Raw genomic sequence first — 12,588 nt, 5'->3', positions numbered from 1 at the left:
CACCGAAGCCGGGGCAGAGTTCCGGCAGCCGTATCGACCACAGCCGTCCCGACCGGCGAGGAGTTGAGCCGATCATGCAGTGTCCCAAGTGCGGTGCACCCATGCACACGTACAACCGCAGTGGCGTTCAGATCGAACAGTGCAGCAGCTGTCGCGGGATATTCCTCGACTTCGGCGAGCTGGAGGCGCTGACCCAGCTGGAGTCCCAGTGGTCGAAGCCGGCCCCGCCCCCGCAGGCCTACCCGGCTCCGCCCGCGCCCGCGTGGGGCGCCCAGCACGGCGGTCACGGAGGGCACGGCGGCCACTACGGGCACCACGGCCACCACGGTCACAAGGGCTTCGCGCACATGCTGTTCTCCAGCTGAGCGCACACCGGCCGGGCCCCGCGGAAGGGCCCGGCCGGGCATGTGGGCTCGGTCACGTGACGGGACCGGTGCGCACGACGAAGCCCCCGGCCGTGGGCCGGGGGCTTCCTTCGGTGGACGATACTGGGATTGAACCAGTGACCTCTTCCGTGTCAGGGAAGCGCTCTCCCGCTGAGCTAATCGTCCTCGGGGCCACGACCGCTCCGAGGAGACGGTCATGGGTGGTGCGTGCGCGATACTGGGATTGAACCAGTGACCTCTTCCGTGTCAGGGAAGCGCTCTCCCGCTGAGCTAATCGCGCGGGGGACCCGTAGCAGGTCCAGTGGACGATACTGGGATTGAACCAGTGACCTCTTCCGTGTCAGGGAAGCGCTCTCCCGCTGAGCTAATCGTCCTTGGAGGTGGAGACGGGATTTGAACCCGTGTAGACGGCTTTGCAGGCCGTTGCCTCGCCTCTCGGCCACTCCACCAGGAGTGTAGGGGGTCGGGATGATCCCCTCTTCCTTCGAGCGGACGACGAGGCTCGAACTCGCGACCTCAACCTTGGCAAGGTTGCGCTCTACCAACTGAGCTACGTCCGCCTGTCGTTTCGGTCCGCTTCCGCGTCCCGGCGACGTGTTGAACTCTAGCGGATTCCTGGGCCAGCACAAAAACGCGTTTACGCAGCGTGCTGCGGTGCGACCGCCCCGGGGCACCGACAGGTCACCCGCCATAGACTCACAGCCGTGCACAACCCCCTTCAGACGTCCCTCCCGATGGCGCGCTTCGGCGGCCTCGTCGCCCGTGATCTCCTCGACGTCACGACGGACCCCGCGGCCCTGGACTCCACCGGCTTCTGGGCCGTCTCCGCCGACTTCGAGGGCGGCCTGGTGTGTGCCCGTTTCGGAGACGTCCGCAAGGAACCGGTGCCCGCTCCCGTGCCCGGAGCCTGGCGCGGCCCGGCGCCCGAGGCCTGGACGTCGTCGCTCGACCACGCTGCGTACACGGCCGGCGTCCGGCGGATCCGCGAGCACATCGCGCGCGGCGAGGTCTACCAGGTCAACCTCTGCCGGGTGCTCTCCGCGCCGGTGGCCCCCGAGGCGGACGTGGACGCCCTGACGTCCCTCCTGGCGCGCGGCAACCCCGCCCCCTATGCAGGAACGATCCGGCTCCCCTCGCACGGCGTGGAGATAGCCACGGCCTCGCCCGAGCTCTTCCTGCGCCGCTCCGGCCGTACCGTCGAGTCGGGGCCGATCAAGGGCACCGGACGCACCGAGGCGGACCTCCTGGACAAGGACTACGCCGAGAACGTGATGATCGTGGACCTCGTCCGCAACGATCTCGGGCGCGTGTGCGCCACCGGCTCGGTGACCGTCCCGGACCTGTGCACCGTGGAGAAGCACCCCGGCCTGGTCCACCTGGTCTCCTCGGTACGCGGAGAGCTGCGTACGGACGCCGGCTGGCCGGAACTGTTCGCCGCCGCGTTCCCGCCCGGCTCCGTCAGCGGCGCCCCCAAGTCCAGTGCGCTGCGGATCATCGACGCCCTGGAGACGGCGCCCCGCGGTCCGTACTGCGGAGGCATCGGGTGGGTCGACGCCGACCGCGGGACCGGAGAGCTCGCCGTCGGCATCCGCACCTTCTGGATCGACCGCGTCGGGGGAATGCTCCGCTTCGGCTCGGGAGCGGGCATCACCTGGGGCTCCGACCCCGAGGGCGAATGGCGCGAGACGGAGCTCAAGGCGTCCCGGCTGCTCGCGGTAGCGTCGGGGACATACGCGACATCGGGGATGTACGACGAGTGTGGAGGAACCCCTTGAAGATCTGGCTCGACGGCGGGCTGCGGGACAGCGCCACCGCCCAGGTGTCCGTGTTCGACCATGGGCTGACGGTGGGCGACGGCATTTTCGAGACCGTGAAGGCGGTCGACGGGAAGCCGTTCGCGCTGACCCGCCACCTCGACCGGATGACGCGCTCGGCCCGCGGCCTCGGCCTGCCCGACCCGGACCTCGACGAGGTGCGCCGCGCCTGCGCCGCCGTCCTCGACGCCAACCCGATGCCGCTCGGCCGGCTGCGGATCACCTACACCGGCGGCGTCTCGCCGCTCGGCTCCGACCGCGGAGCGCACGGCCCCACGCTCGTCGTGGCGCTCGGGGAGGTCTCCCGGCGTGCCGACTCCACCGCGGTGATCACGGTCCCGTGGACCCGCAACGAACGCGGCGCGCTCACCGGCCTCAAGACCACCTCGTACGCCGAGAACGTCGTCGCCCTCGCCCGCGCCCACGAACGGGGTGCGTCCGAGGCACTGTTCGCCAACACCGTCGGACGGCTCTGCGAGGGCACCGGATCCAACGTGTTCGTCGTCCTCGACGGGGAGATCCACACGCCCCCGGTGGCCTCGGGCTGTCTCGCCGGCATCACCCGCCGACTCGTCGTCGAGTGGACCGGCGCGCACGAGACCGACCTGCCCGCGGACGTGCTCGACCACGCCGACGAGGTCTTCCTCACGTCCACGCTGCGCGACGTCCAGGCGGTGCACCGGATCGACGGGCGCGAGCTCCCGGGGGCGCCCGGTTCCGTCACCGCGAAGGCGATGAGGATCTTCGACGAGCGGTCGGCGGACGACCTCGACCCGTAAGGGGCGGCCCAGTCCAGGGCCGATTCCCCGAAGGCCCACCGGCCGGGGCCCGTGCCGTGGGGCCGTCTTCCCACGCACCGCGCGGTCCGGGGCCCGGGACGGTGGCCGTGGGACCTGGCGTCCGCCGGGTGCAAAACCTGATGACGGCCGGCCGCCCGCCGGGTAGAACACCCGTGATGACCACGACCCTGCGGCCGACCGAGCCGATCCGGACCGACGCCGACGGACGGCGCTCGCGCCACTTTCACGTGTGCGTGAACAGCCGTCCCGTCGGCGAGATACGCGTCAGCACCCACCACGTCTACGGCCCGGGCACCGGAGTCCTCGGCGATCTGCGCATCGAGGAGCGGGACCGCAGGCGAGGCCGGGGCACGGTGGCCGCGCTCGCGGCCGAGGAAGTGGCCCGCGGCTGGGGCTGTACGCGGCTGGAGGCTTCGGTGCCCGCGGGCGCCGAAGCGGCGCTCCGGCTCGTCGCGGCGCTGGGCTACGCGGAGCGCAGCCGGAACATGGAGAAGCACCTCACCGGCCGTCCGCCCGCCCTGCCGGCGGGCAGCCTGGCGCGGCCCCTGACACAGGACGAGACCGGCCCGTGGCAGGCGCGGAGCAAGGAGCTCTTCGTCGCCGGCCTGGTCGAGCGCGGCGTACCGGAGGCCCAGGCCCACGCCAAGGCGGACGCGGACCACGCCGCACTCCTGCCGGGCGGCATGCCCGGTCCCGACACGCTCGTCAGCGTCCTCGAACACGAGGGCGTCCCGGTCGGCACCCTGTGGCTCTCGACCGGCGGCGCGGAGGCCTACGTGTACGACGTCCAGGTCGAGCCGTCCCACCGCGGCCGGGGCCACGGCCGCACCCTGATGCTCCTCGCCGAGGCCCAGGCCCTGGCCGCGGGCAAGCCGTCCGTGGGGCTCCACGTCTTCGCGGGCAACACACCGGCCCTGCGCCTGTACGACTCACTGGGGTACGTGCCGACGGAGCACCACTTCTTCAAGGGGCTGCTGTAGGGGGCCGGCAGGCTCGACTCGTCCGCGCCGGGCCTGCCACGCCCCGGGGACCTCATGCGTCCTGGTCGGCCAGCAGACGGTCGGCGATCTCCTCGATGCGGACGCGCAGCCCGTCCTGGCTCCTGCCGCCGTCGAGGCGTTCCCCGCCGATGACGTACGTCGGCGTGCCCGTCACGCCGATGGCCTTTCCCTCGGCCTGGTCCGCGTCCACGGTCAGGATGTGCCGGCCGTCGATCAGCGCGGTGTCGAATTCCTCCGCGTCCAGCCCGAGTTCACGGGCCGTCCCGACGAGGAAGGCGTCGCCCTTGCGGTCGAGCTCCTCGACCCGGCCGAGCACCGCCTCCACATACGCCCAGCCCTGTCCCTGCACCGCGGCCTCCTCGGCGGCCTGGGCCGCGGCGAACGCGTGCTTGTGCTTCTCGAGGGGGAAGTGACGCAGCCGCAGCTCAAGCCGGTCGCCGTAGCGGGCACGCAGCGCGCGCACGTCGTCGAGCGCGGTGCGGCAGTCGGGGCACTGGAGCTCGCACCAGACGTCCAGGACGGGGCGGACGGCGGGGCTTGCGCTCGTGGAGTCACTCATGCGCCCAGTCTCCCAGCCGCACAGACCCCGCCCCAACCCGGACCCGGTGCGCGCGGCCCCGCTGCGGGCGGGCTCCGGGGGCGTGGCCGCCCCGGGATGCCGCGGACGGTGCCGGACCGAGCGGGACCTGCGGATGATCTCCAACCCGGAGATCTCCCTGAGGTCCGCCCGGAGCATGGCCGGTGGCCACGTCCCCGGTGCAGGATGGAAGGAAAGCAATGACCCACTCGACGGCCCCTGCCTGGAGGACCGGATGATCGCCGAGACCGTGTGTTCCGCAGTGGCCGCGGCAGGCCTGGGCATCGCCGCGATCACGGCCTACCGGAAGCGCTTCCTCGCGGCCACGCGCATCGCCGCGTACGCCCTGATACCGCTCGGCCTGGTGATGACCGGTGCCGTGCAGTGGCTCGTCGACACGGCCTTCAGCCCGACCGCCTGGGCGGGCTTCGTCGTGCTCGGCCTCTCATGGCTGCTCTTCATGACCACGCGCGCCGTGGAGCGGCGCCGTGGCGGCACCCGCAAGGAGCGCAGGGCGGCGGAAGCCGGCGCCGCGACCTCCGCCCCCTCGCCGGGCCCCGCCGTCGGCCCGGCGGCCGTGCCCGCGAAGCCCGACTCCGCCGCGAGCCCGGCGGCCAGGCCGGCGAAGTCCGGCTCGGCCTCGGACGGCGAGGACTTCAGCGACATCGAGGCGATCCTGAAGAAGCACGGGATATGACCGCAGGCAGCGCCGGCCCGCGCAGCCGTCCGGGGGCCGTGGCCGGCTCCGTGTGCGTACGCCCTTGAGTGCATCCGGCGCGCCGCGCGCGCCCGCGGGGAGGCCCTGACCCGGCGATCCGGTCACGGAATCCGATGAACTCCCGCCGCGCCCGGGCGTGTTGACCGCCCCAAGCGGCGGGCCCTGCGCCATGATCCCCGCGAGATGCTGGACATGACACAGGGGGATGCCGCCCCCCGCGCCGACGAAGCACCCGCCGACGCGGGCGGGCATGCGCCCGCCCGCCCGAACGACGAAGCGCGCGGCTGTCTCTACGCGCTCTCCCAGCCACCGCTGATGATCTTCCTCGGGGTGATCGGGTGCCTGCTGCTCCTCGCGGCGCTGCACGACCTGTATCTGCTGTGAACCGCCCCGCCGAGGCCGCGTCCGTCCGCCGGGCCCTTGCCGGGCCCGCCAGGCTTCGGCCCTGGAGGGGGCCGGGTTCCGCCGGAGCGCCGCACCGGGCCTTGCTGTGCCGGAGCGCTCATCGGGGTCGTGTCGCGCCGGACCGGTGTGCCGGAGCCCGCGCCGGAGCCGCGAGGTTGCGGAGCGCAACACCGCACTCGTGCCGCTCCGGAGCGTGACGCCGAATCCTGCCCGGCCGGGCCGTCCCCTGTCGTCGTACGGCCGGGGCTGCGCTGCCCCCGCCGTCCTGCCGGCGCACCCCGTCGCAGCCGCGACTCCGTGGCACGGGGGCTCCGCCGCCGTGCCACGGGCGGAGCCTCCGTGCCGGGCGTGCCGGGGGCGCACCGCGGGCCTCAGCTCGCCGCCGCCTCCTTGCGTCGTGCGCGGTACGCCGCCACGTGCAGACGGTTGCCGCAGGTGCGGCTGTCGCAGTAGCGGCGTGAGCGGTTGCGGGAGAGGTCGACGAAGGCGCGCCGGCAGTCCGGCGCCTCGCACCGGCGCAGCCGCTCCTGCTCGCCGGCGACGACGAAGAAGGCGAGCGCCATTCCGCAGTCCGCAGCGAGATGGTCGGCGATGGACGCGCCGGGCGCGAAGTAGTGAACATGCCAGTCGTAGCCGTCGTGGTCGGTCAGCCGGGGGGTGGTCCCGGCGGCCGCGACCAGCTCGTTGATCAGCTGAGCGGCGGCATGCGCGTCGGGGGCCGCGAAGACCTCGGCGAACCGGCCGCGGATCCGGCGCACGGCTGCCAGATCACGCTCCGCGAGGTCCCCGACATCGCTGATGTCGTGCGTTTCTACGAACTTCTGCAGAGCGGGGAGATCCGCGAGCCCGTCTGCCTCGTCGTACTCCGGTGCGGAGTTCACCAGATCGACCACGGCGTCGAGGGCGCACCGGGTGTCGTGGGTGATCAGCACGATTCGCTCCCTGGACTGGGGGACGGGCGGGCGCCCGCCGATGCTGGCCGATGCTAGCGGCTCCCCGGCACCGAGTGCCCGGCCGAACGCCGCACCGGCGCCGCCACCGCGGAATCCGCGGCGACGGCGCCGGTGTGTGCCGTATGCGGTTGTCGTGATCCGCGCCGTCTCCCCGAGTCGGACGGCGTCGAGCGGCTCTCCGGTGCCCGGCCCTAGCTTTCGGCCAGGATGTGCGAGAGCTCGGTGTCGAGATCGAAATGGCGATGCTCCGTGCCGGGGGGCACGGCGGCGTCGGTTCGCTTCAGGAACGACTCCAGGGCCCGCGCCGGGGCCTCGAGCAGTGCCTCGCCTTCTGGAGAGCTCAGGGCGATGCAGACGACGCCCTGGCCATGGCTGCGCGACGGCCAGACACGGACGTCGCCGGTGCCGGTGGGCCGGTGCAGGCCCTCAGCGAGGAGGTCGCGGGCGAACACCCACTCGACGGTCTCCTCGGCTCCGGTGTGGAAGGTGGCGTGCACGGCGTAGGGATCGGCCGTGTCATACCGCAGTCCCGCGGGAACAGGCAGTGAGGACTCGCTCGACACAACGAGGCGCAGGTGCAGCTCGCAGCTGACCGTGGTGTTCATAAGCGCCAGGGCCTTTCGCTCAGTGTGCGCTCGGGGATTCGCACGTCGGCGAAATCGACATGCCACCTACGGTGCCGTTGTAAACCCCTCTGGGAGTTTTGGGTGTCTTTAGGTCGCTCGTCCGGCCGAGTGTTTGTTCGTCGGATAGGGCCAATCCGGTGACAGGTTTCCCTCCGGTAGGTTTGATGGCATGAATACGGGGAGTCACGAAGTGGGCGGGACGTCGGCGGTGGACGGGGCGAAGGGCGAGACGGGGCTCGGCTCTCGCGCTCCGGCGTTCATCAGGGCGCGACGGGCGCTGCACCTGAGCTGGCAGGTGGGCGTCTTCGTCGTGGGGCTCGCGGTGGTGGTGGCGGGCGTGATCATGCTGCCGCTGCCCGGACCCGGATGGCTTGTGATCTTCGCCGGCATGGCGATCTGGGCGACCGAGTTCGTCTGGGCCCAGCTGGTGCTCCGCTGGACCAAACGCAAGGTCACGGAGGCGGCACAGCGTGCACTCGACCCCACGGTCCGGCGCCGCAACATCATCCTGACGTCGATGGGGCTGGTCGTCGTCGCCGTACTGCTCGGCGTCTACGTGTGGAAGTTCGGCCTGGTGATGCCCTGGAAGATCAGCCAGTGAGTCCGGGGGTGGGCGACCCCTGCGCTCGGGTGGTCGGAGGCACCCGCTGACATGCGGTAATGTTCTCTCTGCGCCCGGGCGATTAGCTCAGTGGGAGAGCGCTTCGTTCACACCGAAGAGGTCACTGGTTCGAACCCAGTATCGCCCACCCCGGACCTGCGGCCCGGAGGCTTCCAGCCTCCGGGCCGCAGGTGTTTTCTGACGCGGATTCGGAAATTCCCCGGGACGGACTACGGCCCGCCCCGCGGCCTTCGAACCGCTCCGTCGTTCCGTTTCCGCGGATCCGTCCCGGCCTCCGGTCGCAGCCCATCGTTCTCTGCCGATCGGTATCCCGAGTCTCTACCGATCGGTATCCCGGATCTCTACCGATCGGTGTCGCGAGAACGGACGCGGCTTTCTGTGCGGATACGGCGTTATCTGGGGCTGTTGCGATCCGGGATCTTGTTCTTCCGGCGGTTCTTCCCGGCAATAGGGAATTTCGAGGAGAAGAACTCCGCCCACCGGTGCGGAACCTGATGTCCGATCAGGCGCGGCGGGGACCTAACGCATACCCCGCAGCGCTTCCCGGATGCGCCGCGCGTCCCGCATGCGCTGCTCGTACGTCGCGCCGACACCCAGCAGAAGGAGGCCGGCCAGCGCCGGGGGCAGCCACCGGGGGAGTGTCCCGACCACCTGCACGATGTACGGGGCGAGTTCGTGGAGCGCGACGAGGGCCAGGACCGTGCCGCCGAGGACCAGCGGCGCCTGGAGGCGCCGCCGGGCACCCACGAGCGTGACCATCAGAGCGGCGGTGCCGAGCAGGAGCGGGCGCAGCCAGTGCGGATCGCCCCAGGCGGCCACCAGGCTAGGCAGCAGCGCGGTCCCCAGCCCGGCGGCGTACGCCGTCCAGGACGACGCCCCCGGGTCGCGCCGTCGGCGCAGCCCGCCGACGACCAGCGCGCACACGGTCACGGGGAGCGCGTACGCCTCCGGGGTGTACGTCCCCCAGGCGGCCAGCCGCACCCAGGCCGCCGCTACGAACAGGGCGGCGGCGACGAAACCGGCGCCGCGGCGGTCGGGGCGTACGGCGGTGCCCGCGGCGATCACGCCGCAGAGGGCCAGGACGAGCGCCAGCATCGGGGCGTCACCTGCGGCCAGCCCGACGGCCACCGCACCGGCGACCGCGCCGGCCGTCTCGGCCGGGACCGTCAACGGGTGCCGGCCCAGCCGGCCCGCCAGCAGCGCGGCCGCGGCCGGGACCAGCACGACGAGCAGCGCGGTGTGTTCCGTCCGCAGGTCCAGCGAGCCCCCGCCCGCGACCGCGAGCGCCATTGCGTACGTCAGGCTCGCCGCGCCCCCCACGGCCCCGGTGAGGGCGCGAGGCCCTGCCGTGTCCGCGGTACGGGCCCGTACCGCGATAGCCGCGAAGCAGCCCATGAGGGCGGCGAAGGTGCCGAGCGTGGCCTCCTCGACGGCCAGCGAAAGCAACGACACACTCACTGCCGTCAGCAGCGCCGTCACGAGCGCCGCGAGCCGCACGCCCCCCGCGACGGCACGTCCCGCACACACGAGGAGAAGGGCCGTCGCCAGCAGGTCCGCCGTCACGCCGACGCCGTAGGGCAGGCGCAGCGCTGGAGGCAGCACGAGTACGGCGGCCCAGGCCGCCACGAGCGCGAGGGTGCGGGCGACGGGGCGCGACAGGAGTCGCGGGCCGGGCCCGGCGGCGCGCGGTGCCGCCGCGGTGCCGCCGGACGGCCCGGTCAGGTGCCGTGCCCCGAGCAGGACCGCCGCGCACGACGCCAGCACCAGGGGCGCGACGAGCGGGCTCCCCAGGGACGGGAACGCCGCGAGTGCCGCGCGGGCGCTCACCGGCGTGCCGGACCAGACCGAGGAAACCCGGGCCGCCGGGCCGATCAGGCACGCCATCACCACGGGCAGGGTCCACAGCACCGAGAGCCCCTGCACGGTGGCTGACGCGGCCACCAGCCCCTGCCGCACCGGTGAAGTCCCGTGCGCACAGGCCGGACCGCCGGCGGTCGTCGGCCGGGCGTCACCCGCCGGGACCGCCGCGGGAGCGCGCCCCGGCGCCCCGGAGGGCCCGTCCTGCGGTGACGGCCACGGCAGCGGAGCCCGCACCACGGTCAACAGCGCCACCGCGCACGCCAGATGGCCGAGCACCGCCCAGCCCGCGGGAAGCACCGTACGCAGCACGCCCCCGGCCGCCGCCACCGCGAGCAGCCCGGACGACAACGCGGCGATCCAGGGGACGGCACGCCCCGGGGCGCGCCACGCAGTCGCCCCGGCGATGACGGCCGCGAGCAGCAGCAGAGCCCCGGCGCGGGCCGCGCCGGCCGGCCCCGTCGCCGACCACGACAGCCACCCCGCCGCCAGCGCACCCCAGCTGCCCGAGCCGCACGCACCGGTCAGCGCCACGACCCGGACGGCCGCGCCGCGCGTGTGCAGGGCCACCACCGTGTCGAAGGCCGCCGTCAGCAGGAGCGCCGCCGTCAGTGTGTGCGGCCCTGCGTCGGCGGCGAGCGCCCCCAGGAGCAGCGGGAGCTGGGCCGCGGCCAGCGCGGCAGGGCGCGGCAGACGCAGCAGCGCAAGCGCCAGGCCGTACGCGGCCCACAGCGCCGCCAGCGTCGCGGCCGCCACCGCGGCGAAACCGGTGCCGGACACACCCGGCAGGACCGCCTGGTGCACCGCGTAGGCGTCGAGGACCGTCAGAGTCAGCGCGAGGCCCGCGACCGTCTCGGCCGTCGAGCGCAGGCCCCGGCGCAGCAGCACCGGCGGGAGCGCCGCCGCGGCCAGGGTGATCGCCCCGAGGACCAGGGCCCGGCCCGTGATCCCCATCCGGCCCCAGCTGACCAGCGTGAAGGCGATCGCGGCGACCGTGAGGAGCACCCCACCGAGCAGCAGCAGCGTGTTCTGCACCCCGGGACGGCTGGTCTCGGGGACACGGGCGGCCGGGGCCGGGTGCACCGGGCCGCCGGCCGCCGCCTGGAGGACGCCCAGCAGCCAGGCCCGTCGGGCCAGCAAATGCGCTCTGCGCGCGTCGAGTTGCCGCAGTTCCAGGTCCAGGAGGCGCAACTCCTCGGCCGGGGGTGGGATGTTCGTCATGCCGAGGAGTGTGGCGGCGGCCGGAGCGTCCGACATGAGTGCGCGTACTCACCTCCGGCCGTGAGTACGCGGCACACTCGCCCCATGGACTGGAGCCACTACCGCTTCCGCAGCGTCTGGGACGTCCCGGCCGCCCCGGCAGCCGTCTACGCCGTGCTGGAGTGCGCCGAGGAGTACCCGCGCTGGTGGCCGCAGGTCCGTGAGGTGACCCCGCACGACGCCCACAGCGGCACCGCCCGCTTCCGGTCGTTCCTGCCCTACGACCTCGTGCTCACGGTCCGCGAGACACAGCGCGACGCCGGGGCGGGAGTGCTGGAGATCGCGATGACCGGGGACCTGGAGGGCTGGGCCCGCTGGACGGTCCGGCCGGCCCCCGGCGGCACCCGCGCCCGCTACGAGCAGGAGGTCGACGTCCGCAAACCCCTGATGCGGCGCCTAGCCGTGCCCGGACGCCCCCTGTTCCTGCTCAACCACGCCCTGATGATGCGCGCCGGGCGGCGTGGGCTGGCCGCGTTCCTGGCCCGGAGGGGCGACGCGTAGCCCGCCGCCGCCGGAGGACGGCCGGCAGGCGGGCAAGCGGTTTGAACGCAGCCCGTCGGGACCTGTATGGTTCAGTGCGTTCCCGGGCGATTAGCTCAGCGGGAGAGCGCTTCGTTCACACCGAAGAGGTCACTGGTTCGATCCCAGTATCGCCCACTTGTGCGAGGGCGACATGTGTCCGCAGATGATGCGGATCATGTCGCCCTCGTCGTGTTGTACGAGGCCGTACCCGGCGGGACGGGCCGTGCTGCGGGGAGAGGCGGGTGCCCCGGGCCGCAGCCGTCCGGCCGCAACGCCTACGCCGCCGCCGGGAGTTCCGGGCGCAGGGGCCACGCCGGATCCACCGCCTCCGGCGAACCGCTGCGCGCGAACCACGCCTGGAGGCCCCGTGCCTGCGCCGCGTGCCACACCGCCTGGAGCGTGTGCAGTTCGGCCGGGGACAGCCGCTCCAGCCGCGACGCGAAACGGCGCCCCAGCGCCCGCACGACGTCCAGCGCGGCCTGCGCGTCCGCCGCCGCGTCGTGCGCGCCCTCCAAGGTCACGTCGTAGTGCGCACACAGGTCTGTCAGGGTGCGCCGGCCCTTGCGGTAGCGGTCCAGATGCTTGTCCAGCACCCGGGGATCCAGCACGTTCAGCGGTGCGCTCCCGACATACGACGCGAGCGACGACGCACGGTGGCGGCGCAACTCGCGGTCCAGCAGCGTCAGGTCGAACGGTGCGTTCATCACGACCAGCGGGCGGCCCGCCGCGCCGTGCACGGCGAGCTCCCTCGCTATCTCCTCCATCACGGGCGACGGCCAGCGGCCGTTGCGCTGCACCTGTTCGTCCGTCAGCCCGTGCACCGCCGTCGCCGCCTCGGGCACCGGAACCCCCGGATTGACCAGCCAGCGCATCACACGCGGACGGTCCCCCGGGGCCTCCTGTACCACGATCGCGGCCGAGACGATGCGGTCGGTCTCGACGTCCACGCCCGTCGTCTCGGTGTCGAACGCTGCCAGGGGACCCTCGTACCAGCACGTCATGTGGACACAACTCCTCGTTCACCGTTCGGCAGTTGACGTGCGTCCC

The 12,588-nt window shown here is 73.1% G+C and carries 13 protein-coding genes and 7 tRNA genes; 10 read left to right on the top strand and 10 right to left on the bottom strand.

Features of this window, described 5'->3' with window-relative positions; translation table 11 throughout:
* Positions 1 to 74: 74 nt before the first annotated feature.
* Positions 75 to 365, top strand: a complete 291-nt coding sequence (locus tag ACWCP6_RS11165; RefSeq protein ID WP_450932100.1) for a TFIIB-type zinc ribbon-containing protein — start codon at positions 75 to 77, stop codon at positions 363 to 365.
* A 114-nt stretch (positions 366 to 479) separates the two neighbouring features.
* On the opposite strand, the gene ACWCP6_RS11160 is transcribed toward ACWCP6_RS11165, so the two are convergent.
* The 5 genes from ACWCP6_RS11160 to ACWCP6_RS11140 all read right to left on the bottom strand — a co-directional run bounded on the left by ACWCP6_RS11160 (position 480) and on the right by ACWCP6_RS11140 (position 946).
* Positions 480 to 551: transfer RNA gene (locus ACWCP6_RS11160), tRNA-Val, on the bottom strand.
* Between the two features lie 43 nt (positions 552 to 594).
* Positions 595 to 666 (bottom strand) — tRNA-Val (locus ACWCP6_RS11155).
* 22 nt (positions 667 to 688) lie between these two features.
* Positions 689 to 760 (bottom strand) — tRNA-Val (locus ACWCP6_RS11150).
* Between the two features lies 1 nt (position 761).
* Positions 762 to 835: transfer RNA gene (locus ACWCP6_RS11145), tRNA-Cys, on the bottom strand.
* A gap of 38 nt (positions 836 to 873) precedes the next feature.
* A tRNA-Gly gene (locus ACWCP6_RS11140) sits at positions 874 to 946 on the bottom strand.
* 174 nt (positions 947 to 1,120) lie between these two features.
* Here ACWCP6_RS11140 and ACWCP6_RS11135 point away from each other — a divergent pair.
* The 3 genes from ACWCP6_RS11135 to ACWCP6_RS11125 all read left to right on the top strand — a co-directional run bounded on the left by ACWCP6_RS11135 (position 1,121) and on the right by ACWCP6_RS11125 (position 3,980).
* Positions 1,121 to 2,161: a chorismate-binding protein gene (locus ACWCP6_RS11135; protein WP_450932288.1), complete on the top strand. Its 1,041-nt coding sequence runs from the start codon at positions 1,121 to 1,123 to the stop codon at positions 2,159 to 2,161.
* Complete coding sequence (locus ACWCP6_RS11130) at positions 2,158 to 2,979, top strand: aminotransferase class IV (protein ID WP_450932099.1); 822 nt, start codon at positions 2,158 to 2,160, stop codon at positions 2,977 to 2,979. Before ACWCP6_RS11135 ends, ACWCP6_RS11130 begins: the two co-directional genes overlap by 4 nt.
* A gap of 176 nt (positions 2,980 to 3,155) precedes the next feature.
* The gene (locus ACWCP6_RS11125; protein WP_450932098.1) at positions 3,156 to 3,980 is read left to right on the top strand and encodes a GNAT family N-acetyltransferase; all 825 of its coding nucleotides are present in this window, start codon (positions 3,156 to 3,158) and stop codon (positions 3,978 to 3,980) included.
* 52 nt (positions 3,981 to 4,032) lie between these two features.
* On the opposite strand, the gene ACWCP6_RS11120 is transcribed toward ACWCP6_RS11125, so the two are convergent.
* On the bottom strand, positions 4,033 to 4,560 hold the full coding sequence (locus ACWCP6_RS11120; protein WP_450932097.1) for a DsbA family protein: 528 nt from the start codon (positions 4,558 to 4,560) through the stop codon (positions 4,033 to 4,035).
* A 253-nt stretch (positions 4,561 to 4,813) separates the two neighbouring features.
* Here ACWCP6_RS11120 and ACWCP6_RS11115 point away from each other — a divergent pair, with 253 nt between their 5' ends.
* Both ACWCP6_RS11115 and ACWCP6_RS11110 read left to right on the top strand, forming a co-directional pair.
* Positions 4,814 to 5,275, top strand: a complete 462-nt coding sequence (locus ACWCP6_RS11115) for a hypothetical protein (RefSeq protein WP_450932287.1) — start codon at positions 4,814 to 4,816, stop codon at positions 5,273 to 5,275.
* A gap of 204 nt (positions 5,276 to 5,479) precedes the next feature.
* Positions 5,480 to 5,680 carry a hypothetical protein gene (locus tag ACWCP6_RS11110; protein WP_450932096.1) on the top strand — a complete coding sequence of 67 codons (201 nt, stop codon included), beginning with the start codon at positions 5,480 to 5,482 and terminating at the stop codon, positions 5,678 to 5,680.
* A gap of 392 nt (positions 5,681 to 6,072) precedes the next feature.
* Here the strand turns inward: ACWCP6_RS11110 and ACWCP6_RS11105 are convergent, their stop codons facing one another.
* Together ACWCP6_RS11105 and ACWCP6_RS11100 are read right to left on the bottom strand one after the other, a co-directional pair.
* Positions 6,073 to 6,633, bottom strand: a complete 561-nt coding sequence (locus tag ACWCP6_RS11105) for a CGNR zinc finger domain-containing protein (protein ID WP_450932095.1) — start codon at positions 6,631 to 6,633, stop codon at positions 6,073 to 6,075.
* Positions 6,634 to 6,845: 212 nt separating this feature from the next.
* Positions 6,846 to 7,259: an SsgA family sporulation/cell division regulator gene (locus tag ACWCP6_RS11100; RefSeq protein WP_003959770.1), complete on the bottom strand. Its 414-nt coding sequence runs from the start codon at positions 7,257 to 7,259 to the stop codon at positions 6,846 to 6,848.
* Between the two features lie 190 nt (positions 7,260 to 7,449).
* On the opposite strand from ACWCP6_RS11100, the gene ACWCP6_RS11095 reads away from it, so the two are divergent.
* Both ACWCP6_RS11095 and ACWCP6_RS11090 read left to right on the top strand, forming a co-directional pair.
* Positions 7,450 to 7,881 (top strand): TIGR02611 family protein, encoded by a 432-nt coding sequence (locus ACWCP6_RS11095; protein WP_450932094.1) that lies wholly within the window; start codon positions 7,450 to 7,452, stop codon positions 7,879 to 7,881.
* Between the two features lie 76 nt (positions 7,882 to 7,957).
* Positions 7,958 to 8,029, top strand: a tRNA-Val gene (locus ACWCP6_RS11090).
* 392 nt (positions 8,030 to 8,421) lie between these two features.
* Here the strand turns inward: ACWCP6_RS11090 and ACWCP6_RS11085 are convergent.
* Positions 8,422 to 10,980 carry an SCO7613 C-terminal domain-containing membrane protein gene (locus tag ACWCP6_RS11085; protein WP_450932093.1) on the bottom strand — a complete coding sequence of 853 codons (2,559 nt, stop codon included), beginning with the start codon at positions 10,978 to 10,980 and terminating at the stop codon, positions 8,422 to 8,424.
* Positions 10,981 to 11,064: 84 nt separating this feature from the next.
* On the opposite strand from ACWCP6_RS11085, the gene ACWCP6_RS11080 reads away from it, so the two are divergent.
* Complete coding sequence (locus ACWCP6_RS11080) at positions 11,065 to 11,520, top strand: SRPBCC family protein (RefSeq protein WP_450932092.1); 456 nt, start codon at positions 11,065 to 11,067, stop codon at positions 11,518 to 11,520.
* An 84-nt stretch (positions 11,521 to 11,604) separates the two neighbouring features.
* A tRNA-Val gene (locus tag ACWCP6_RS11075) sits at positions 11,605 to 11,676 on the top strand.
* Between the two features lie 140 nt (positions 11,677 to 11,816).
* Here ACWCP6_RS11075 and ACWCP6_RS11070 read toward each other — a convergent pair.
* Positions 11,817 to 12,542, bottom strand: coding sequence for an exonuclease domain-containing protein (locus ACWCP6_RS11070; protein WP_450932091.1), 726 nt, complete (start codon positions 12,540 to 12,542; stop codon positions 11,817 to 11,819).
* Between the last annotated feature and the right edge of the window lie 46 nt (positions 12,543 to 12,588).

This window comes from Streptomyces sp. NPDC002004, from assembly GCF_053593975.1.
Note: the sequence above shows the minus strand (reverse complement) of the source record. Positions and strands in the feature narration are given on the sequence as shown.